This window comes from Aliihoeflea sp. PC F10.4 (genome assembly GCF_054612275.1).
The window spans coordinates 3,771,448-3,793,382 of the sequence record NZ_JBTSWH010000001.1 but is presented as its reverse complement, the minus strand read 5'-3'; the positions used below and the strand labels follow the sequence as shown (position 1 = coordinate 3,793,382).

The following is a 21,935-nucleotide window of genomic DNA, read 5'->3' as shown; positions in this document are numbered from 1 at the left end:
CTGGAAAATGAGGACCGCGATTTTCGCGGCCTTCATGCTGTTCGTCCAGTTGCTGGTCGGCGGTTTCGCGCTCGGGACGGCGGCCGCCGCGCCGCCGATGCTCGACATCTTCGGCAACCCGCTTTGTATCACCAGCGCGGATCACGATGGTGACGAGGACGGGAAAGGCCACACCGGCCTGCCTGATTGCTGCGCTCCCGGCTGCACGATGTTCGCGCCCGTCAAGTCCGCCGATCGCGCGCCGCTGGCGCTTTCGAATCCGCTTGAGGCTCCGGTCGCTTGCCGTCCCATGGCCGTTGCCATCGTCGGCCCGGCCGACGCCGAACACGAACCCGGCAATCCTCGTGCGCCGCCTTTGCACGCCTGACATCCGTTAGCCCATAATTGTCAGATTGCGCGCGATCTGCGGATCGCCCGCGTGCATGAGGAACTATCCATGTCATTCAATCTTCGTATTGCTGCTTGCATCGCAGCTCTTTTCCTTGCCGGCGCGCAAGGTGCCTTCGCCCACGGTTTCGAGGTCGGCGACATCGAGATCGCCCATCCCTGGTCTCGCGCGACGCCCGAGGGCGCACGTGTGGCGGCCGGATATATGGTCCTGAAGAACAACGGCTCGGAGGCCGACCGTCTCGTCACGATCACGAGCGAAATTTCAGGCCGCGCCGAAATCCACGAGATGAGCGTCAATGCCGAGGGCGTCATGACGATGCGCCCGCTCACCGAAGGGGTCGAAGTGCCTGCCGGCGGTGAAGTCGCTCTTGAGCCCGGCGGCTATCACATCATGTTCCTCGATCTCGAAAAGGGCCCCGTGGAGGGTGAAAAATTCTCCGGCACGCTGACCTTCGAAAAGGCCGGCGAGGTCGAGGTCGAATATGCCGTCGAGGCGATGGGCGGCAATGACGGTCATAGCGGCCATGGCAACTAAGATGCGCCGGCGCGGTCTTCTGGCCGCGATCGTCGCTCTGTCGGCTCTCCTGGGGCTGCTTCTTGCGGTGACGATCCATGTGCTCGTTTCGCCGCAGGGAGGCCCGGAGCCGGCGCAGGCGACAGTCGATATCGGCGGGCCGTTCGAACTTGCCACGCATGACGGCGGCACGCTGTCGAATGCGGATCTGGCCGGCGAGCCTTTTGCCGTGTTCTTCGGCTTCACCAACTGCCCGGACGTGTGTCCGACCACGCTTTGGGAAATGTCGGAGGCGCTTGACGAACTGGGCGAGGATGCCGATCGCCTGCGGGTTCTGTTCATCACGGTCGATCCTGAACGGGACACGCCCGAATTCATGGCGCGGTATCTCCAATCTTTCGATTCCCGGATCGTGGGACTGACGGGAAGCGAGGAAGAGATCGCGGAAATCGCCCGGTTGTACCGAGCCTATTTCGAGAAGGTTCCGACGGGCGACGACGACTATACGATGAACCACACTGCGCTCGTCTTCCTGATGAACGGGCGAGGTGAGTTCGCCGGCACGATCGCCTATGAGGAAGACCAGCAATCGCGCCTGGCGAAGTTGCAAAACCTGCTTCGAGGCTGATCTTCGCCGCCGAGGTCAAACGACTTCGGCGGCACATTCAACGCACCGGCTTGGCGGTCTCCAGGTCGGAGAGGATCGGACAATCGGGTCGGTCGTCGCCCGCGCAGCAATCGGCGAGCGTTTCGAGCGTATCGGCCATCTGTTTCAGCTTGTCGATCTTGCCGCGCAACTCGTCGATATGCGCTCTGGCGATCTGCTTCACGTCAGCGCTCTTGCGGCTTCGGTCCTGCCAAAGGCTGAGCAGTTCTTCGATCTCCGCAACGGAAAAGCCCAGATCGCGCGCGCGGCGGATGAAGCGCAGGACGTGAACATCGGACGCGCTGTAGTCGCGATATCCCGACGCCGTTCGCTCGACGGGCCGCATCAGGCCGGTCTGTTCGTAATAGCGGATCATCTTGGCCGAAACGCCGGACGCTTTCGAAGCATCGCCGATAATCATTGTGTTCTCCATTCGAGGCAGGGCGTCGCAAACGCCGCCGATCAGCCATACATAGATAAAAGTTCTTGACCTTCCAATGATGGGAAGGTGTAGGCCGTTGCAGCGATATGGCGACAGTGCCTGCATTCTTATCGAAGGAGCATTTCATGAAAGAACGAATTCGGATTGCGGCGATAGTCGTCCTTGCGGCGGGCGTCGGCCTGACGGGTGCGCAGGCGCAAATGGGCGGACATGGCGGCCACGGCACGCATTCCGCACCGGCTTCCGATGCGGCGGCCACGCCCGCGACCGAGGCTTACCGTGCCGCCAACAGCCGCATGCATGAAGACATGGCGGTCGAATTTTCCGGCGACGCGGATGTGGATTTCATGCGCGCGATGATCCCGCATCATCAAGGCGCGGTCGACATGGCGCGGATCGTTCTCGAACACGGCTCGGACCCTGAGGTCCGTGCGCTGGCGCAGGAGGTCATTTCCACGCAGGAGGCCGAAATCGCGATGATGGAAAACTGGCTCGCGCAACACGATCGTTAAGACGGTCACGAAACGAGCGGCAAGAATGGACATATGATAATGACGGCAACGAAACGGGCCGAACTTCACCGCATGGTGATGCCCGAACATATCTGCCCTTCGGGGCTGAAGGCGCTCGATCTTCTCAAGCGTGAGGGCTACGCGGTCGACGATCACGAACTGACCTCGCGCGCGGAGGTCGACGCCTTCAAGGAAAAGCATGACGTCAAAACGACGCCTCAGGTTTTCATAGGGGGGCAGCGGATCGGCGGTTATGACGATCTGCGCGTCCATCTGGGCAAGGATACGAAGGCCAAGGACGCGCCGACCTATACGCCGGTGATCGCGCTCTTCGCCATGGCCGTGCTGATGGCGCTGGCGGCGAGCTGGGCAGCCTTCGGAAGCATTCTTACGGTCGCCGCCGCCGAATGGTTCATCGCCATATCGATGTGTCTGTTGGCGCTTCAAAAACTAAAGGACGTGGAAGCCTTTTCCACGATGTTCCTCAACTACGACCTGCTGGCACGGCGCTGGGTCCGCTACGGCTATGTCTACCCGTTTGCCGAAGGGCTGGCAGGCGTTTTGATGATGTCCGGCGCGCTGATGTGGGTGTCGATTCCCGTCGCGCTCTTCATCGGCACGGTCGGTGCGGTTTCGGTGTTCAAGGCTGTCTATGTCGACAAGCGCGAATTGAAATGCGCCTGCGTAGGCGGCGACAGCAAGGTGCCGCTCGGCTTCGTCTCGCTGACGGAAAACCTGATGATGGTGGCCATGGCCCTTTGGATGCTCTTCAAGCCGATGGGCATCGGCCTCGGCTGATAGCAAGCTTCAAGACGAGGACGGCGGCGAAATCTCGCCGCCGTTTTTGTTTATTTGCCGATGAGGATTTCGCGCTTGCCGACATGGTTGGGTGCGCCGACAAGCCCTTCCTGCTCCATGCGCTCGACGAGCGATGCGGCCCGGTTGTAGCCGACACCGAGACGGCGCTGGATGTAGGATGTCGAGCACTTCTTGTCGCGCGTGACGACCTTGACCGCTTCGGAAAAGAGTGCGTCGCCGTCATCTGAATCCACGGACGTCATCTCGACGGCGTCGGTCTCGTCCGAGGCAATTTCGTCCTCGTCTTCCGTTACCGTTTCCAGATATTCGGGTGCCGCCTGCGTCTTCAGATGCGCGACGACCTTTTCGACCTCGGCATCCGAGACGAAGGGGCCATGAACACGCGCCAGACGCCCGCCGCCGGCCATGTGGAGCATGTCGCCCTGGCCGAGGAGCTGTTCGGCTCCCTGTTCGCCGAGAATGGTGCGGCTGTCGATCTTCGAGGTGACCTGAAAGGAAATGCGGGTCGGGAAGTTCGCCTTGATCGTGCCGGTGATGACGTCGACCGACGGACGCTGGGTCGCCATGATAAGGTGGATACCAGCGGCGCGTGCCATCTGCGCGAGGCGCTGGATCGCGCCCTCGATCTCCTTGCCGGCGACCATCATCAAATCGGCCATCTCATCGACGATGACGACGATGAACGGCATATGCGAGAGGTCGATCTCCCGCTCCTCGAAGGTCGGCTCGCCGGTTCCCTTCTCGAAGCCGGTCTGCACCTGCATGACGACTGTCTCGCCGGCCTCGCGGGCGCTTGCGGCGCGGGAGTTGTAGCCGTCTATGTTGCGCACGCCGAGCCGCGCCATCTTGCGATAGCGGTCCTCCATCTCGCGTACCGCCCATTTAAGCGCCGTCACGGCCTTGTGCGGGTCGGTGACGACGGGCGTCAAAAGGTGCGGGATGCCGTCATAGACGGACAGTTCCAGCATCTTCGGGTCGACCATGATGAGCCGGCATTCCTCCGGCTTCAGCCGGTAGAGCAGCGACAAGATCATGGTGTTGATGGCGACGGACTTGCCGGAGCCGGTCGTACCCGCGACGAGCAGATGCGGCATGCGGGCAAGATCGGCGATAATTGGTTCGCCGCCGATATCCTTGCCGAGGCAAAGTGCGAGCTTGGCCGTCGACCGGCCGAATTCGTCCGATTCGATCATGTCGCGGAAATAGACGGTCTCGCGTTCCTCGTTCGGCAGCTCGATGCCGATGACGTTGCGGCCGGGCACAACGGCCACGCGTGCCGAAACGGACGACATCGAGCGGGCAATATCGTCGGCGAGGTTGATGACGCGGCTCGACTTGACGCCTGGCGCAGGCTCAAATTCGTAGAGCGTGACGACGGGGCCAGGGCGCACATGGATGATCTCGCCCTTGACGCCGAAATCCTCCAGAACGCTTTCCAGAAGGTCGGCGTTCTGCTCCAGACGCTCCTGCGTCATGTAGAAGCCCTGCCCGGATGGCGGCAGTTGCAAAAGGTCCGGCGAGGGCAGTTCGTAACCGTCGATCGAGGCGGTTGTTGTCATAACCGCGCCTGCGGGAAGCGAGGGCATGGTGGGCCGATGGGCAGGTGCCATAACCGCGCGAGCGGGACGGGTAGGCTCGGGCGTGGCAACAGGCGCTGCCACCTGGATGACCGGCGTTACCGCCTCCCGGCTCGTCGGCGTGGCGCCCGCGCCGCAATCGATAACACGGTAGAGGTTCGAAACGTCGTCTGTCGTGGCAGGGGCGGGAGCCGGGGTGGCGACAACCGGATGCTTCGCCGGAACTGTGCTCGCCGCCGGCTTCGCAACAGGGCTTTTGATCGGCGCGTCGTCGTTCGGTACGATTCCAAGATCGAAGAAGGCGTGATCGGACAGATAGGCGATGGGGCCAACCGGAATTTGCGCTGCCGGCTGAGGCTCTGCGCGTGCGACGGGCTCGTCCAGCGCCTCGGCCAGCAATGAAGACAGCGCGATCACGTCCCAGTTTCCACCTGCGGCAATGGATTTCGCGACCGGCTGCTGCGCTGCCGGAGCATCGGCGGGAGAGGGTGCCGGCTGCGTATTCGCGGGCGTCAGCTCGATGGAGGCATCGACTTCAGGTGCTGCGGCCTGCTCGTCGCCCGGCCGCGTCGCAGGGCGATCGGGCGTGCGCGTGAAACGCACATTCGGAGCCATGAAGAAATGCTTTTCCCATTCGGGCTTCGGAGCGTCGGGCTGCTCGTGCGATGCGGTCGGCATGGGCGCGTCGGCGTCCTCCGGTCTTGCCGTCGAAACGGCGGTGTAGCGGGAAATCGGGATGATATTGGCGCGGGTGGGTCGCGGCGATGACATGCGGAAGACTCTCGGCTGGTTCGACCCAATTGATAGAAAGCCGTGGTTAACAGACCCTTTTTGAGCGAGCCGTTTTCCCATCCATCTTTTCGTCGTGGTCATCATGCAACGGCGGTGGACGAAACACCGTTCGGGCAAATGGTTAACGACTTGTTAACCATTTCGCGGCTAGCTGGGTGCAATAGAAAATTAACGATGATGATCAAATTGTTAACACAGTCCCGGCCGATCCGCCTCAAGGGTCGCTCCTTCCTCGCATTGGTCCTGACGCCCGAACTTCCTTTCGAGGACTGGCTGGCGCGTCTCGACGATCTGGCTGCCCGTTCGGCGGGGTTTTTCCTGCGTCGGCCGGTCGTGCTCGATGTCGCGGCACTGGAGATCGACAAGGGCGAACTGCGCCGTCTCGTCGATGAACTGGGCACGCGCAACGTGCGGATCATGGGCATCGAGGGCGCACGCGCTTCGCTGCTTGATTCGGCCTTGCCGCCGGCGATGACGGATGGCCGTCCGGCAGCCGATTTCGAGGCACCGGAAGAAAAGGCCGAGTCCGAGCAGCCGGAAGACGAGGCAGCCTCAGCGCCAATTCGTCACGAGCCGCAGGCGCGGCCCGTCGCCTCGCTCGTCGTCACCGAGCCGGTCCGGTCCGGCCAGTCGCTGATTTTTCCTGAAGGCGACGTCACCATCGTCGGTTCGGTAGCGTCGGGCGCGGAAGTGGTCGCGGGCGGCTCCATTCATGTCTACGGCACGCTGCGCGGGCGCGCGCTTGCCGGAACGATGGGCAATGGCGAGGCGCGCATCTTCTGCCGCAAGCTGGAAGCCGAACTGATCGCGATCGACGGCTTCTACAAGACCGCCGAGGACATGGAGCCGAACTGGCGCGGCAAGGCCGTCCAGATCTGGCTGGAAGGCGAGACGATCGAGATCGAGCCACTGGCGTGATCCACACTCGCGCAAGGCGCGCGATCTATCGGGATTCGAAAGTGCGCATGCACGGTGAATCGGGAATTGGAATGACATGGAAATGACGGGCGCGGGCGAACAGGAGAGGGAAATGGGCAAGGTAATCGTTGTCACATCTGGCAAGGGCGGCGTCGGCAAGACGACTTCCAGTGCCGCACTGGGCGCGGCGCTCGCCAAGAACGGCGCCAAGGTCGTGGTCGTCGATTTCGACGTCGGCCTTCGCAATCTCGACCTCGTCATGGGTGCCGAGCGCCGGGTCGTCTACGACCTCGTCAACGTCATCCAGGGCGACGCCAAGCTGACGCAGGCGCTGATCCGCGACAAGCGCGTGGAATCGCTCTATCTGCTGCCGGCCTCGCAGACACGCGACAAGGACAATCTGACGACCGAGGGCGTCGAGAAGGTCATTTCCGCACTGAAGAAAAACTTCGATTGGGTCATCTGCGACAGCCCGGCCGGCATCGAGCGCGGCGCGACCTTGGCCATGCGCCATGCCGACGTCGCCATCATCGTGACCAACCCCGAAGTCTCGTCGGTGCGCGATTCGGATCGCATCATCGGCCTTCTGGATTCCAAGACGCTGAAGGCCGAAAAGGGCGAGCGAGTCGAAAAGCATCTGCTGCTCACGCGCTACGATCCGTTGCGGGCCGAACGCGGCGACATGCTCAAGGTCGACGACGTCCTCGAAATCCTGTCGATCCCGCTGCTCGGCATCATCCCCGAGAGCATGGACGTCCTGCGCGCTTCGAACGTCGGCTCGCCGGTCACGCTCGCCGACGGCGACAGCGCGCCTGCTCGCGCTTATTTCGACGCCGTTCGCCGCCTGAATGGCGAGGAAATCCCTGTCACCGTTCCGGGCGAAAAGCGCGGCTTCCTGTCCCGGATGTTCGGGAGGAAGGCGGCATGAACCTTTTCAAATTTTTCACCCGCACGCCGGGCAATTCTGCGCCCGCCGCTCGCGAGCGGCTTCAGGTCCTGCTCGCCCATGAACGCGCCTCGACCGGCACGTCCGACCTCGTCAACGTCCTGCGCGACGAGATCATGGCCGTCATCGCCAAGCATATGCAGATCGACAGCGAGAAGGTGAACGTCAAGCTCGAGCGCGGCGAGAAGGTCTCGACGCTCGCGGTCGACGTCGAAATTCCGTTCGATGCGTCGAAGACGAAGAAAAAAGCGGCCTGAACCGGATTCGGGGCGCTGCAATCGCAATCGCAACTAGGAGCTTGACGCCATGACGAGACTCGAACTTCTGCAACGGCTGAAGGAACTCCAGCAGATGCCGAAATACGAGGCGCGCGACATCACCACCGTTTCGGCGATGCTGTCGCGCGACGCACTCGCGCGCCACATCGAGGTCTGCGAAATGGCGCTCCAGCCGCCGGCTCCCAGAGCGACTCCGGCGCAAAAGCCCGGCCACTGAAGGCACAGTTCGCCGGGCGCGGCTTTAAAGCGCCCGGTATCAATCAGCCTGCGATACGCGCCTCACGTCGATCGTCGTGCCCTGCTGGCAGATCGACATTTCGGCGATACGACCTTCCACGAAGATGCGGTCGCCAGGGCGAAAGCCGCGCAATTCGCCTGCCAGCGAATAGGTGCGTCCGTCATCCCCGCGCATCACGGGGCATTCCGCGCCTTGCCGCGTCAGCGTTCCGCTCATCTCGATCCGGCCCCGGTCGGGCTGTGGCGCAGGTCGGCGACCTGCCACTTCATAGGGTCGTGAGATAACGGCCCGCGCATTGCTGTCGCGCGATTCGAGTCCGAAATAGACTGCCGAACCCGGCCGCGCCCAGCGCGGCAGGTCGACGCTTGCCTCGACGTCGCCGCGCCGGTTGGCGCGCAGCGTCACGTCGCCATTGAGGCGATATGGGCCTTCGCCGATAAGCACGCGCACACGTTCGCCCGGACGAAAGCCCGATCCGTAGATCACCACCTGATCGTCGATGCGCCCGCGATATGTGTCGAGTTCTGCCGATACACGCGAGACCGGACCGGCGGTTGCGGGCAGGTAGATGGTCTGGCCGACGCGAAGAAAGCGCGCATCGACATCCGGGTTCAGCGCCTGCAATTCGCGCAGCGAGATATTGGCGGCGCGGGCGATCGACGACAGCGTGTCGCCGCTGCGCACCTGATAGCGCGAGACTTCGCGCTCGACCATGCGACCCTGCGCGCTGGCGGGCTCGATCAGGATCGTCGGTGCGATGACGGAAGCGGAAAGGGCGAGAGCAAGAAGAGAAGTGCGGAAACGGCGCATGGTGTTGTCCCTGAAAGGCGTGTTCGGCTGACAGATAGGGCAGTTTGGCTGAACGGCGCGTGAATGCGTGGCCTTGGCATCACGCAATTTGTCGCCAGCGGCTTCACCATGGCGCGCCATTGGACTAGACACGTGCCGAAAGAATTCGAAAGGCGCATTCATGACCGACATTTCCCCCGTCCTTGCCCGTCTCGACGCCGATCTCGACGCATCGATCGTTCGTCTGGCGGAACTCGTGAAAATCCCGTCCATCTCGACGGACCCGGACTACGACGCCGACTGCCGGCGCGCGGCCGAATGGCTGGTGGAGGATTTGAAGACGATCGGCTTCGACGCGTCGGTTCGCGACACGGAAGGTCATCCGATGGTCGTTGCCCATCACGATGGCCCGGCCGGCGAAAATGTCCCACACGTTCTTTTCTACGGTCATTATGATGTGCAGCCCGTCGACCCGCTCGATCTGTGGGATGCCGATCCGTTCGAAGCCAAGGTGATCGAACGCGACGGCGTGAAAGTGATCACGGGACGTGGCTCGGCCGACGACAAGGGCCAGTTGATGACCTTCGTGGAGGCCTGCCGCGCCTATAAGGCCGTTCACGGCGCGCTGCCTTGCAAGGTGTCGATCCTGTTCGAGGGCGAAGAAGAATCCGGCTCGCCTTCGCTGAAACCCTTCCTCGACACCAACGCCGACGAGCTAAAGGCTGATTTTGCGCTCGTCTGTGACACCGGCATGTGGGATGCCGAAACCCCGGCGATCTCGGTCGCATTGCGCGGTCTCGTCGGCGAGGAAATTACGGTCAAGGCGGCCGACTTCGATCTTCATTCGGGTCATTATGGCGGCGCTGCCGCGAACCCGATCCGCATCCTGTCGAAAATCCTGGCCGACATCCACGACGAGACTGGCCGTGTCACTATCCCCGGCTTTTACGATGGCGTCGAAGAGGTGCCGACGCAGATTCTGGAGTCCTGGAAGGGTCTCGGTCTGACGGCGGAAAGCTTCCTCGGACCGATCGGCCTTGCCGAACCTTCCGGCGAAAAGGGACGTGACATTCTCGAACTGATCTGGTCGCGGCCAACCGCCGAGTTCAATGGCATTCAGGGCGGCTATACCGGCAAGGGCTTCAAGACCGTGATTGCGGCCGAGGCTTCCGCAAAGGTCTCGTTCCGCCTTGTCGGCAAGCAGGACCCGGTTGCGATCCGCGACAACTTCCGCAAGTTCGTCGAAGAGCGGCTCCCGTCCGATTGTTCGGTCGAGTTCCATCCGCATGGCGGCTCGGGCGCGATCCAGCTTTCCTACGACGCGCCGTTCCTAGTAAAGGCGCAGACCGCGCTGACCGACGAGTGGCAAAAGCCAGCCGTCATGATCGCCATGGGCGGCTCGATCCCGATCGTCGGCGATTTCCAGTCGATGCTCGGCATGGAATCGCTGCTCGTCGGCTTCGGTCTCGACGACGACCGCATCCATTCCCCCAACGAGAAGTACAATCTGACGTCCTTCGCCAAGGGTCAGCGCAGCTGGGCGCGCATCCTCGACGCGCTGGCGGGCGCATGATGCCGAAAAGTGGTATCCGGTTTTTGGGCAACATCATGCGAAATGAGAAGGGGTAATCGCCATGAACGTACGTTTTCACAAAGGCGATCTGCCGGGCCTTTCCGCCTACACCGGTGATGTCGCGATCGACACTGAAACGCTCGGCCTCAACCCGCATCGCGACCGGCTATGTGTCGTCCAGCTTTCGCCGGGCGACGGCACGGCGGATGTGGTGCAGATCGCGGCTGGCCAGACCGATGCACCGAACATCAAGGCGCTCTTGGCCGACCGCACGAAGACGAAGCTCTTCCATTTCGGCCGCTTCGATATCGCGGTGCTCTATCATGCCTTCGGCGTGATGGCGGGGCCGGTCTTTTGCACCAAGATCGCCTCGCGCCTGACGCGCACCTACACGGACCGGCACGGGCTGAAGGATGTGTGCTCCGAGCTTTTGGGCGTCTCCCTGTCGAAGCAGCAGCAATCGTCCGATTGGGGCGCGGAGACGTTGACGCCGGAGCAATTGGACTATGCGGCATCCGACGTTCTCTACCTCCATGGCCTGCGTGACAAGCTGACGGAGCGACTGGTGCGTGAGAACCGGCTCGGCGAGGCGGAAGCGTGTTTCGGTTTCCTTCCGACCCGCGCCAAGCTGGACCTGATGGGTTGGGACGAGCAGGACATCTTCGCCCATAGCTAGAGCGATAAGGAAAAGGCGGCCTTGGGCCGCCTTTTTCATTCCGCCGGAACGATCGGCCTTTCGGTGACGCGCGGCCTGTCGATATGTGCCCAGTCGGGCCGCTCGAACAGGAAGCGGCCATAGCCGGTCCACTGGATGAGGCCATAGAGCACGACCGGTCCGGCGATGCCCGCGACTGTCACCAGCGCCGACATTGTGCCGATGTCGAGGCCAGTGCGCATCAGGATCGCGCGGGAAACCGCCATCGGCAGGAAAAAGGCGAGATAGATCACGATCGAATGCGCGCCGAGCCAGGAGAGCCAGCGGCTCCATGGACGCTCGGCGATAAGCGCCGCGACCGCCACGACCGCAAGCGCGCCGGCAAAGCCGAGCGCGAGCGAGATGAAGGGCAGTTCCGACAGGCCGTTAGTCGCGCCGGTTTCGCCGAGTTCCGCCGTGACGAGATGCATCAGATATGCCGGGGCATGGGTGAAGACCAGCCAGCCATTGATCGGCGCCCACACCGCGAGGATCGCCAGCGCCGCCAGCGGGCGGGCCTGCAGCCACGAAGCGATGCGGAAGATGTTGGTGGCAAACGCATAGCCGGCGAAGAAATAGACGTAACGCGAGGCGAACTCGTCGGCAAGCATCCAGCCGGTCTTGATCGGCAGGATCTCAAGCGCAGCTGCCGCAGCGAACACGAGAACGATCGGAACCGATTTCATCAGACGCGTGACGAGGAAGAAGATCGGCAGGATGTAGATGAACCACAGCGTGCCGAACGGTTCGACGAAAGAGATGAGATAATGCTGCGCGGTTCCGGCAACGCCGTCTTCCATCGCCATGCCGGGTGCCTTGAAGGCGAACTGGATCGTCAGCCACAGGACATAGAAATAGGCGAAATGCACGACCTTGCGGTCGAGATAGCGCATCCATGGCCGATCGATGACGAGGCCGAGGAAGAGGCCGGAAATAAGGAAGAAGTCCGGCATACGGAAGGGCCGGGCAAACTCGACCACGGCATGAAGCCAGCCCTGTCCGTCCATCGCGACGCCAACGCCGAGCGTCGAATGCATCATGACGACGAAAATGATGCAGATGCCCTTGGCAGCATCCACCCAGCCGACACGGCCGGCCCCGATTCCCTGATCGACTGACTGCACGGTACCCACCCTCGAAACGAGAAACCCCGAGCCCGCAAAATACGCGGATAAGTTGTCCGATGTGTTAACGGCCGGTTAAAACCAAATGTAAACCTTAACGAGACCTTGCCTGCAACGTGCGAATTCGATTCAAAGTTTCAGCGAGCGATTAACGCTTCAGACGATCAGCCCACGCGCGCCGTCGGATGCCTGTCGGATCGCATCGATGTTCTTGGCGTATGCTTCGGTCGTGCCGCCCTTGAAGACGGCCGAGCCGGCGACGAGCACGTTCGCTCCGGCTTTTGCCACCAGAGGCGCGGTTTCAGGTGTCACGCCACCGTCGATCTCGATATCGATGGGTCGATCACCGATCAGCGCTTTCACGCGGCGTACCTTTTCGACGACTGCCGGAATGAACGCCTGCCCGCCGAAGCCGGGATTGACGGTCATCAGGAGGACGAGGTCGAGACGGTCGAGCACGTATTCGATGACGCTTTCGGGCGTCGAGGGGTTGAGCGAGACGCCGGCCTTTTTGCCGAGATTACGGATCGCCTGCAACGAGCGGTCGAGATGCGGACCGGCCTCGGCATGCACTGTGATGATGTCGCAGCCGGCATCGGCGAACGCAGCGAGATAGGGATCGGCAGGCGTAATCATCAAATGGCAGTCGAACACCTTGTCGGTGCGATTTCGGATCGACTTGATGATCTGCGGACCGAAGGTGATGTTCGGCACGAAATGCCCGTCCATCACGTCGAGATGAATCCAATCCGCGCCCGCCGCGACGACGGCCTCGACCTCGTCGCCGAGCCGCGAGAAATCCGCCGACAGGACGGAAGGGGCGATGAGGGTAGGGCTGGTCACGGGGCAGGCTCCGGCGCGCGGGTTTCGTCGCGCTTCGCCTAGCGGCAAATCAGAGCTTTGTCACCATGCGATAGGCGGGGGGATGAACCATACGCACGAGGGTGATCGGCTTTTGCGCGAGCCATGTGACGCGCTCGCCGACGAAGGCCGGCGCGCCGGGTGCAATATCGAGATATTGCGCTTCCTCGCCGGCTATGTCGGCAAAGAAGGCGAATTCAGCATGGGTGAAGGGTGCGGTCTCGACCAGCCATTCGTTCGGGCCGATGGTCGCGAAATCAGCGGAGGCGGCCTCGGGCACGGTGTCGATGACGATATACCGGTCCTCGAACTGGAACGGTGCGCCATCGGCATAATGTAAAGCGCGCACATGGCGAAGTCGCGTTCCACCGGGCAAATGAAGCCGTTCGGCAATCGCGTTGGGCGCGGCGATCAGGTCGCTCGACAACAATCGGTAGCTGTAGACCTGTCCGGCAGCTTCCACCTCCTGCCGAACCAATGGAATCGCAAAGCGAGCCTCGCGCACGGGATGAAGCGCAACGCGCGTTCCCGCCTTGCGCCGACGCTCGACCAGACCCTGTTCGGCAAGCTCGCGCAAGGCGCGGTTGACCGTCGCGCGGGCCGCGCCGAACTCGCCCGCCAGCGCCTCCTCGCCGGGGATCAGCGCGCCGGGCAACCATACGCGGCTGGCGATGCGGCGCGAGATCTCGTCGCGGATGGTGCGGTAGGAAGAGCGTGCGGTCACAGACGATCCATGATCGAGGAAAGGCAAGCGCCATATCGCGCGGATATATCCTCGCGTGCGACGTGGCGTCCCTCCCTTACCATATGGCGGCCCGCCGACCAGACATCCGTGACCGCTTCGCGGCTGCCCGCGAACATCCATGCATCGAGGGTCAGATCGCTTTTCAGCCCGTGCAAACCGTCACGCGCGGGGTCGATGGCGACCATGTCGGCGAATTTGCCGGTTTCGATCGCGCCGGATGCGCGACCGAGCGCCTGCGCGCCGCCTGCAAGCGCGGCCCCGTAGAGCCGCCGCCCGACCGAACCGGAAGGCTCGGCGAGAACGACGCGGGCGCGGTCGCGAAGGCGCTGCGAATAATCGAGCTGGCGCAATTCGCCGATGGTGGAGATCGAGATGTTGGAATCGGAGCCGACGCCGAACCGACCGCCATGGCCAAGAAAGCGTTCGCCGTCGAAAATGCCGTCGCCCAGATTGGCTTCTGTGATGGGGCAAAGGCCAGCGACGGCGCCCGATGCGGCCAGTTTCTCCGTTTCGCCGGGTTCCATATGGGTGCAGTGAATCAGGCACCAGCGCTGATCGACGTCGTGATTTGCGAGGAGCCAGTCCATCGGGCGCGCGCCGAGAACGGCGATCGTTTCCTCGATTTCCGCTTCCTGCTCGGCGATGTGCATGTGGATCGGTCGGTCAGGTCGCAGTCGGGCAAGCTCGGCAAGGTCAGAGACCGGCACAGCGCGCAGCGAGTGTGGCGCAAGGCCGACGACCGTATCAGCGCGGCCCTTCGCCAATTCCTCGGAACGCGCCAGAAGCCTGACGAAACCGTCGAGCGAATTGGCGAAGCGAAGCTGCCCACCCTTGAGCGGCCTGCCGTCGACGCCGCCTTGCGCGTAATGAACGGGCAAGAGCGTCAGGCCGATGCCGGTTGTCCGGCTTGCCGCGACAATGCGTGCGGCAAGCTCGCCCGGATCGTCGTAAGCGCCACCGCCCTGCCGGTTGTGGAGATAGTGAAACTCGGCAACGGCCGAAAATCCGGCCTCCTGCATTTCCATGAAGGCGAAGGCGGCGATGGCCTCGATCTCGTCGGGCGAGAGGATGTCGAGGAAGCGGTACATAACCTCCCGCCATGTCCAGAAGGAATCGCGGCCGCTCGGGCCACGCCTCTCCGTCAGCCCGGCCATGGCGCGCTGGAATGTGTGGCTGTGAAGGTTCGAAAGCGCTGGCAGCAGCACCTTCACGCGCTCGTCTTCGCTTGCTGTCGAAGCGTCGGTTTCGACCGCGGAGATCTTGCCGTCGGCATCGATTTTGACGCGGACATTTTCGCGCCAGCCGTCTGGAAGGAGTGCGGTTTCAGCGAAGATGGCGGTCATGGCAAATCCCGATTGACACAATATGTCTATACATAATAGCGTAATCACCTATCGGATCAAGCGCCAGGCGGTGTCGATGAAAACGCTTCTGACGAATTTAACGCTCGCGACGATGGCCGAGGGCGGCGCGCCCTACGGCCTCGTCGAGGACGGCGCGGTGGCAATAAACGACGGACGCATCGTCTTTGCCGGCCGGGTGCAGGACTTTTCCGAAGAGTTCGACGAATACGAGACGCGCGACATGGAAGGCCGGCTCGTCACGCCGGCTTTGATCGATTGCCACACCCATCTCGTCTTCGGTGGAAACCGCGCGCGCGAATTCGAAATGCGCCTGGAAGGCGCGACCTATGAGGAGATCGCGCGAGCGGGCGGCGGCATCGTCTCGACCGTTTCGGCCACGCGCGGCCTTTCGCAACAGGAACTCGCGCGACAGGCGCTGCCGCGCCTCGATGCGATGATCGCCGAAGGCGTCGGCACCGTCGAGATCAAGTCTGGCTACGGCTTGAGCGTCGAGGACGAGTTGAAGATGCTGCGCGCCGCGCGCGAGCTTGGCCGGCTGCGCAAGGTGCGCGTGAAGACGAGCTACCTCGCTGCCCATGCCGTGCCGGTCGAGTACAAAGGCCGCTCGGACGCCTATATCGACGAGGTGGTGCTGCCCGGCATGAAAGAGGGTGCCGAAGAGGGCCTGATCGATGCCGTCGACGGGTTTTGCGAAGGCATCGCGTTTTCAACTGACCAGATCGCTCGTGTCTTCGATAAGGCGAAGGCGCTCGGGCTGGCGGTCAAACTCCACGCCGAGCAATTGTCGGACCTCGGCGGCGCGAAGCTCGCGGCGGAGCATGGCGCGCTCTCGGCAGATCATCTGGAATATCTGGGCGCGGACGGCATTGCCGCGATGGCCGCGTCCGGCACGGTGGCGGTGCTTCTGCCGGGTGCGTTCTATACGCTGCGGGAAAAGCAATATCCGCCGGTCGAAGCCCTGCGCTCAACCGGCGTTCGAATCGCTATTGCGACTGACTGCAATCCCGGTTCTTCGCCGCTCGCATCCCCGCTTTTGACCATGAACATGGCGGCGACTTTGTTTCGCCTGACGCCGGAAGAAGCGCTCGCCGGACTGACACGCAACGCGGCGCACGCGCTCGGGCTGGCGAGCGAGATCGGCACTGTGGAGCCCGGCAAGCGTGCCGAACTGGCGGTATGGGACGCCGCGCATCCGTCCGAACTTGCCTATCGCATCGGCTTCAATGCGCTCCGTGAAAGGATCGTCGGATGAACGTCATCCTGACACCGGGTTCCGTAACGCTCGACCAGCTTTACGAAATTTACTGGAATGACGCCGGGGCACGGCTCGATGATGCCAGCCGTCCGGGCATCGAGCGCGCCGCGAAGATCATCGCGGATATCGCCAGGGGCGATACGCCCGTCTACGGCATTAACACCGGTTTTGGGAAGCTCGCCTCGGTCAAGATCGCGGCGGGCGACGTCGCTACGCTCCAGCGCAATTTGATCCTGTCGCATTGCTGCGGTGTGGGTGCGCCCCTGCCGGGCGAAATCGTCCGGCTGATCATGGCCTTGAAGCTTGCCTCGCTGGGGCGCGGTGCATCGGGCGTGCAGCCGGCGACGGTCGAACTGATTGAGGCGATGCTGGACAAGGGCGTCGTCCCTGTCATCCCCGAGAAAGGCTCGGTCGGCGCGTCGGGCGACCTTGCACCGCTGGCGCATATGACCGCTGCAATGATCGGCGAGGGTGAGGCGTATTTCGCCGGCGAAAGGCTCGCCGGCGCGGAGGCGCTGAAGCGCGCCGGGCTTATGCCGATCACGCTCGCCGCCAAAGAAGGTCTGGCGCTGATCAACGGCACGCAGGTCTCGACCGCGCTTGCCTTGGCTGGACTGTTCAAGGCTCATCGAGCAGCGAACGCGGCGCTGATAACGGGCGCGCTTTCGACCGATGCGGCAATGGGGTCTTCCGCGCCGTTCCATCCTGAAATCCACGCCCTTCGCGGGCATCGAGGCCAGATCGACACGGCCTCTGCATTGTGGGCGCTTCTGGATGGCTCGCAAATCCGCGAAAGCCATCGCGAGGGCGACGAGCGCGTGCAGGACCCGTATTGCATCCGCTGCCAGCCGCAGGTCGACGGCGCGTGCCTCGACGTGTTGCGTCAGGCGGCAAAGACGCTGGTGATCGAGGCGAACGCCGTCACCGACAATCCGCTGGTGCTTTCGGACGGCTCGGTCGTCTCCGGCGGCAATTTCCATGCCGAGCCGGTGGCCTTCGCCGCCGACCAGATCGCGCTCGCGATCTGCGAGATCGGCGCGATTTCGCAGCGGCGCATCGCGCTTCTGGTCGATCCGGCGCTGTCGTTCGGCCTGCCTGCCTTTCTGGCGAAAAAGCCCGGACTGAATTCCGGCCTGATGATCGCGGAAGTCACCTCCGCCGCGCTGATGAGCGAGAACAAGCAGATGGCGCATCCGGCCTCGGTCGATTCGACGCCGACTTCCGCCAATCAGGAAGACCACGTCTCCATGGCCTGCCACGGCGCGCGCCGGTTGTTGGCAATGACCGACAACCTCGCCCATATCGTCGGCATCGAGGCGGTGACGGCTGCGCAGGGTGTCGAGTTTCGCGCCCCGCTGACGACATCGGCCGAACTGATGAAGGCGATGGGGGCGATCCGTGCCGTCGTGCCGTCTCTGGAGGTGGATCGCTATATGGCGAACGACCTCGAAGCTGCTGGTGAGTTGGTGCGCTCCGGCGCGCTCAATGCGAGCGTCGGTGCCGATATTCTGCCGGGGTTGGACGAATGAACCCCGTCGCCATCGAACAGGGCTCCTCGCCCGTCATCCTCGGCATGCCGCACACCGGCACGTATCTGCCCGAAGATGTGACGGCGACGCTGAATGACGAGGGCCTGCGCCTGCGCGACACGGACTGGCATATCGATCGCCTCTATGCGGGTCTTTTGCCGAATGCGACGGTGGTGAAAGCCAACTTCCATCGATACGTCATCGACGTCAACCGCGATCCGTCCGGCCAGAGCCTCTATCCCGGCCAGAACACGACGAGTTTGGTGCCGACGACCGATTTCGACAACCAGCCGATCTGGCAAGAAGAGCCGGACGCAGGCGAAATCGCGCGCCGCCTCCGGGACTGGCACGCGCCCTATCATGCGGCACTCGAAGCCGAGATCGCACGCGTAAAGAAATTGCACGGCGTCGCGATCCTCTACGACTGTCACTCGATCCGCTCGCACTGCCCGTTCCTGTTCGAGGGCGAACTGCCGGTGCTCAACATCGGCACGAATAATGGGGCGACCTCGGCGCCTGAATTTGCCGCCGATGTGGAAGCGGTCGCTGCCGCGTCCGGCCTGACATGGGTGGCGAATGGCCGCTTCAAGGGTGGCTGGACAACGCGGCATTATGGAAAGCCTCGAAGCGGTGTCCACGCGATCCAGATGGAGATTGCGCAGTCGGCCTATCTCGCTTCCGAAACCGAACCCTTCGCCTATGACGAGGCGCGCGCGGAACCCTTGCGCGCCGTCCTGAAATCTATTCTCGCTGGGCTCGAAGCCCGCGCTTTCACGCTGGGAGCCTGACATGACCAATCCACGTCACAATATTCGCGAAATCCGCAGCCCTCACGGCGCGGAGCTGAACGCGAAATACTGGACGACGGAAGCGCCGCTTCGCATGCTGATGAACAATCTCGACCCGGACGTGGCCGAGAACCCGAACGAGCTTGTCGTCTATGGCGGCATCGGGCGCGCGGCACGCACATGGGCGGATTTCGACACTATCGTCGCGAGCCTCAAGACGCTCGAGGAAGACCAGACGCTGCTCGTCCAATCCGGCAAGCCGGTCGGCGTCTTTCGTACCCACAAGGATGCGCCCCGCGTCCTGATCGCCAATTCCAACCTCGTGCCGCATTGGGCCGACTGGGACCATTTCAACCAGCTCGATAAGCTCGGCCTGATGATGTACGGCCAGATGACGGCCGGCTCGTGGATTTATATCGGCACGCAGGGCATCGTGCAGGGCACATACGAGACATTCGTGGAAGCCGGCCGCCAGCATTATGGCGGCGACCTGAAGGGCAAATGGATTCTGACCGGCGGGCTTGGCGGCATGGGCGGCGCGCAGCCGCTGGCGGCCGTCATGGCGGGCGCGTCGTGCCTCACCATCGAATGCGATGAGACCCGCATCGATTTTCGCCAGCGCACCCGATATGTCGACGAAAAGGCAACGAGCCTCGACGAGGCGCTCGAGATGATCGATCGCTGGACGAAGGCGGGCGAAGCCAAGTCGGTCGGCCTTCTGGGCAACGCAGCCGACATCGTGCCCGAACTTGTGCGACGCGGCGTGCGCCCCGACATCGTGACGGACCAGACCTCCGCGCATGATCCGCTCAACGGCTATTTGCCGAAGGGCTGGACGATCGAGGAGTGGAAGGCGAAACGCGAGAGCGATCCGAAAGCCGTCGAAAAAGCTGCACGCGCGTCGATGCGTGAGCATGTTGCCGCGATGGTCGCGTTCCACGAACAGGGAGTGCCGACGCTCGACTACGGCAACAATATCCGCCAGGTCGCCAAGGAAGAGGGCCTTGAAAACGCCTTCGCGTTCCCCGGTTTCGTACCGGCCTATATCCGTCCGCTCTTCTGTCGCGGCATCGGCCCGTTTCGCTGGGCGGCGCTTTCGGGCGACCCGGAAGATATCTACAAGACCGACGCCAAGGTGAAGGAAATCTTACCCGACAACGCGCATCTGCATCGCTGGCTCGACATGGCACGGGAGCGCATCGCGTTTCAGGGGCTGCCGGCGCGCATCTGCTGGGTCGGGCTTGGCGACCGCCACCGCCTTGGCCTCGCCTTCAACGAAATGGTGAAAAACGGCGAGCTGAAAGCGCCGGTCGTCATCGGCCGCGATCACCTTGATTCCGGGTCCGTCGCGTCGCCCAACCGCGAGACGGAAGCGATGAAGGACGGCTCAGATGCTGTGTCCGACTGGCCGCTTTTGAACGCGCTGCTCAACACCGCGTCCGGCGCGACATGGGTGTCGCTGCATCACGGAGGCGGCGTCGGCATGGGCTTTTCGCAGCATTCGGGCATGGTCGTCGTCGCGGACGGCACGGACGATGCGGCGCGGCGACTGGAGCGGGTGCTCTGGAACGATCCGGCGACCGGCGTCATGCGCCATGCGGATGCCGGCTACGACGAAGCGCTCGACTGCGCGCGCGAAAAAGGGCTCGACCTGCCCGGCATACTCGGCAAATAGCATCGCGAAACAAGCGGGGCGGCGCGGCAAGCGTCGCCCTTTTCTTTGCAACGAACATAAATGGGGAACAAATGAGCGAAACGAGCATCGGCAGCGATCGGGGATCGCGCGGCATGGCCGCATTCCGGCTGATCGTCTATTCGGCGATCGGCATCTTCTTTTTCTTCATACCGGTGACGATCAACGAGCGTTCGACACTGCTGATCGACCATGCCGCATCGGCCATCGCATCGAATTTCCGGCCCGTCGCCATCGTCTTCGTGACGGCGCTGATCGCCTATGGTGCACTGGCGCCGTTCATTTCCGGAAGCTGGAAGAAGAACCGCACCGAGATGGTGTTCTCGGCGTTGCGTGTTCTCGGTCTCATCCTGACGGTCATGTTTCTGGCCGGCGTGGGGCCGGCCGCGATCTTCGAGCCAGACATGCTGCCGTTCCTGTTCGACCGTCTCGTCATGTCGGTCGGCCTCATCGTGCCGATCGGCGCGCTGGCGCTCGGTTTCCTGATCGGCTACGGCCTGCTGGAACTCACCGGCGTGATCGTACAGCCGGTCATGCGCCCTGTCTGGCGCACACCCGGCTGGTCGGCCATCGACGCGGTCGCTTCCTTCGTCGGGTCCTATTCGCTGGCGCTGCTGATTACCGATCGGCTCTACAAGGAAGGTCGGTACACGACCCGCGAGGCGGCGATCATCGCAACCGGTTTCGCGACCGTTTCCGTCGCCTTCATGATCGTCGTAGCGCGCACGCTTGGCCTCATGGAGATGTGGAACTTCTACTTCTGGTCGACGCTGGTCATAACCTTCATCGTATCGGCCATCGTCGCTCGCCTGTGGCCCATCAGTTCGATGGAGCATGAGGGCGACCGCGATCAGCCCTTGCCAGAACGCCGCGGGCGCATCGCCGCCGCGATCGACGCCGGGCTTGAACAGGCCGCGCGTGCGCCGTCGCTGCTATCGTTGTTGAAGTCCAGCCTGATCGACGGTTTGCGCATGGCATCGCTGATCCTGCCCAGCATTATGGCGGTGGGACTTCTGGGGCTGCTCGCATCTAAATATACGCCGCTTTTCGACGTTCTGGGCCTGACGCTCTATCCGTTCACATGGCTCGTGCAACTTTCCGAGCCGATGCAGGCAGCAAGCGCGCTGTCGGCCGGGCTGGCAGAAATGTTCCTGCCGGCTGTGCTCCTGGCCGAAGCGGACGCGGCGACGCGCCTCATCGCCGGCATCGTATGTGTCAGCCAGATCCTGTTCCTGTCGGCGTCGATCCCCTGCGTCATGGCGACGACGATCCCGATCTCAATCTGGCAGCTTGTCGTGATCTGGTACGTGCGAACGGTCGCCTCGATCCTCCTGGCCGCGCCGGTGGCGTGGTTCGCGGTGTCGATGGGTTGGATCGCCTGACGGAAATGACAAGCGGCGCGGTGTTGTTCAAACACCGCGCCGCTTTGGTTAAAAGGGTTTGCGCTG

General features: G+C 62.9%; 23 protein-coding genes. 16 read left to right on the top strand and 7 right to left on the bottom strand.

Translation table 11 applies throughout. The features are described from left to right. Positions 1-7 precede the first annotated feature (7 nt). From ACX82Z_RS19020 to ACX82Z_RS19010, 3 genes are all read left to right on the top strand, one after another. On the top strand, positions 8-367 hold the full coding sequence (locus tag ACX82Z_RS19020) for a hypothetical protein (RefSeq protein WP_459590600.1): 360 nt from the start codon (positions 8-10) through the stop codon (positions 365-367). Positions 368-436: 69 nt separating this feature from the next. Further along, on the top strand, positions 437-925 hold the full coding sequence (locus ACX82Z_RS19015) for a copper chaperone PCu(A)C (RefSeq protein WP_459590599.1): 489 nt from the start codon (positions 437-439) through the stop codon (positions 923-925). Next, entirely contained in the window at positions 897-1,532 is a 636-nt protein-coding gene (locus tag ACX82Z_RS19010; RefSeq protein ID WP_459590598.1) for an SCO family protein, read from the top strand. Before ACX82Z_RS19015 ends, ACX82Z_RS19010 begins: the two co-directional genes overlap by 29 nt. Before the next feature lie 37 nt (positions 1,533-1,569). Here the strand turns inward: ACX82Z_RS19010 and cueR are convergent, their stop codons facing one another. Then, positions 1,570-1,971 carry a Cu(I)-responsive transcriptional regulator gene (gene cueR / locus ACX82Z_RS19005; protein ID WP_459590596.1) on the bottom strand — a complete coding sequence of 134 codons (402 nt, stop codon included), beginning with the start codon at positions 1,969-1,971 and terminating at the stop codon, positions 1,570-1,572. A 146-nt stretch (positions 1,972-2,117) separates the two neighbouring features. On the opposite strand from cueR, the gene copM reads away from it, so the two are divergent. Together copM and ACX82Z_RS18995 are read left to right on the top strand one after the other, a co-directional pair. Further along, positions 2,118-2,504: a CopM family metallochaperone gene (gene copM / locus ACX82Z_RS19000; RefSeq protein ID WP_459590595.1), complete on the top strand. Its 387-nt coding sequence runs from the start codon at positions 2,118-2,120 to the stop codon at positions 2,502-2,504. Positions 2,505-2,537: 33 nt separating this feature from the next. Further along, entirely contained in the window at positions 2,538-3,302 is a 765-nt protein-coding gene (locus ACX82Z_RS18995) for a MauE/DoxX family redox-associated membrane protein (protein WP_459590594.1), read from the top strand. Positions 3,303-3,352: 50 nt separating this feature from the next. Here the strand turns inward: ACX82Z_RS18995 and ACX82Z_RS18990 are convergent, their stop codons facing one another. Then, complete coding sequence (locus tag ACX82Z_RS18990) at positions 3,353-5,671, bottom strand: DNA translocase FtsK (protein ID WP_459590593.1); 2,319 nt, start codon at positions 5,669-5,671, stop codon at positions 3,353-3,355. Positions 5,672-5,869: 198 nt separating this feature from the next. Between ACX82Z_RS18990 and minC the strand changes: the two genes are divergently transcribed. From minC to ACX82Z_RS18970, 4 genes are all read left to right on the top strand, one after another. Beyond that, positions 5,870-6,610, top strand: coding sequence for a septum site-determining protein MinC (minC, locus tag ACX82Z_RS18985; RefSeq protein WP_459911884.1), 741 nt, complete (start codon positions 5,870-5,872; stop codon positions 6,608-6,610). Positions 6,611-6,722: 112 nt separating this feature from the next. Beyond that, positions 6,723-7,538: a septum site-determining protein MinD gene (gene minD / locus ACX82Z_RS18980; protein ID WP_459590592.1), complete on the top strand. Its 816-nt coding sequence runs from the start codon at positions 6,723-6,725 to the stop codon at positions 7,536-7,538. Beyond that, positions 7,535-7,813, top strand: a complete 279-nt coding sequence (gene minE, locus ACX82Z_RS18975) for a cell division topological specificity factor MinE (protein ID WP_459590591.1) — start codon at positions 7,535-7,537, stop codon at positions 7,811-7,813. The genes minD and minE overlap by 4 nt, the downstream gene beginning before the upstream one ends. A gap of 49 nt (positions 7,814-7,862) precedes the next feature. Beyond that, complete coding sequence (locus tag ACX82Z_RS18970) at positions 7,863-8,051, top strand: hypothetical protein (RefSeq protein WP_459590590.1); 189 nt, start codon at positions 7,863-7,865, stop codon at positions 8,049-8,051. 39 nt (positions 8,052-8,090) lie between these two features. On the opposite strand, the gene ACX82Z_RS18965 is transcribed toward ACX82Z_RS18970, so the two are convergent. Next, positions 8,091-8,882 (bottom strand): LysM peptidoglycan-binding domain-containing protein, encoded by a 792-nt coding sequence (locus ACX82Z_RS18965; protein WP_459590589.1) that lies wholly within the window; start codon positions 8,880-8,882, stop codon positions 8,091-8,093. Positions 8,883-9,042: 160 nt separating this feature from the next. Here ACX82Z_RS18965 and ACX82Z_RS18960 point away from each other — a divergent pair, with 160 nt between their 5' ends. Both ACX82Z_RS18960 and ACX82Z_RS18955 read left to right on the top strand, forming a co-directional pair. Then, positions 9,043-10,434: a M20/M25/M40 family metallo-hydrolase gene (locus ACX82Z_RS18960; RefSeq protein WP_459590588.1), complete on the top strand. Its 1,392-nt coding sequence runs from the start codon at positions 9,043-9,045 to the stop codon at positions 10,432-10,434. A gap of 61 nt (positions 10,435-10,495) precedes the next feature. After that, positions 10,496-11,110 carry a ribonuclease D gene (locus ACX82Z_RS18955; RefSeq protein ID WP_459590587.1) on the top strand — a complete coding sequence of 205 codons (615 nt, stop codon included), beginning with the start codon at positions 10,496-10,498 and terminating at the stop codon, positions 11,108-11,110. 35 nt (positions 11,111-11,145) lie between these two features. On the opposite strand, the gene ACX82Z_RS18950 is transcribed toward ACX82Z_RS18955, so the two are convergent. From ACX82Z_RS18950 to ACX82Z_RS18935, 4 genes are all read right to left on the bottom strand, one after another. Then, on the bottom strand, positions 11,146-12,252 hold the full coding sequence (locus ACX82Z_RS18950; RefSeq protein ID WP_459590586.1) for an acyltransferase family protein: 1,107 nt from the start codon (positions 12,250-12,252) through the stop codon (positions 11,146-11,148). A gap of 156 nt (positions 12,253-12,408) precedes the next feature. Next, positions 12,409-13,095 (bottom strand): ribulose-phosphate 3-epimerase, encoded by a 687-nt coding sequence (rpe, locus tag ACX82Z_RS18945; protein ID WP_459590585.1) that lies wholly within the window; start codon positions 13,093-13,095, stop codon positions 12,409-12,411. Positions 13,096-13,144: 49 nt separating this feature from the next. Continuing rightward, positions 13,145-13,837 carry a GntR family transcriptional regulator gene (locus ACX82Z_RS18940; protein ID WP_459590584.1) on the bottom strand — a complete coding sequence of 231 codons (693 nt, stop codon included), beginning with the start codon at positions 13,835-13,837 and terminating at the stop codon, positions 13,145-13,147. Further along, positions 13,834-15,201, bottom strand: a complete 1,368-nt coding sequence (locus ACX82Z_RS18935) for a formimidoylglutamate deiminase (protein ID WP_459590583.1) — start codon at positions 15,199-15,201, stop codon at positions 13,834-13,836. The genes ACX82Z_RS18940 and ACX82Z_RS18935 overlap by 4 nt, the downstream gene beginning before the upstream one ends. A 76-nt stretch (positions 15,202-15,277) precedes the next feature. Here ACX82Z_RS18935 and hutI point away from each other — a divergent pair, with 76 nt between their 5' ends. The 5 genes from hutI (at position 15,278) to ACX82Z_RS18910 (ending at position 21,869) form a co-directional block, all read left to right on the top strand. Next, a complete protein-coding gene (gene hutI / locus ACX82Z_RS18930; protein ID WP_459590582.1) occupies positions 15,278-16,474 on the top strand; it encodes an imidazolonepropionase in 1,197 nt (398 codons plus the stop codon). Further along, positions 16,471-18,006: a histidine ammonia-lyase gene (gene hutH, locus ACX82Z_RS18925; RefSeq protein ID WP_459590580.1), complete on the top strand. Its 1,536-nt coding sequence runs from the start codon at positions 16,471-16,473 to the stop codon at positions 18,004-18,006. Before hutI ends, hutH begins: the two co-directional genes overlap by 4 nt. Further along, complete coding sequence (hutG, locus tag ACX82Z_RS18920; protein WP_459590579.1) at positions 18,003-18,794, top strand: N-formylglutamate deformylase; 792 nt, start codon at positions 18,003-18,005, stop codon at positions 18,792-18,794. Before hutH ends, hutG begins: the two co-directional genes overlap by 4 nt. A 1-nt stretch (position 18,795) precedes the next feature. After that, a complete protein-coding gene (gene hutU, locus ACX82Z_RS18915) occupies positions 18,796-20,469 on the top strand; it encodes a urocanate hydratase (RefSeq protein WP_459590578.1) in 1,674 nt (557 codons plus the stop codon). A 71-nt stretch (positions 20,470-20,540) separates the two neighbouring features. Then, positions 20,541-21,869: a YjiH family protein gene (locus ACX82Z_RS18910; RefSeq protein WP_459590577.1), complete on the top strand. Its 1,329-nt coding sequence runs from the start codon at positions 20,541-20,543 to the stop codon at positions 21,867-21,869. Positions 21,870-21,935: the final 66 nt, after the last annotated feature.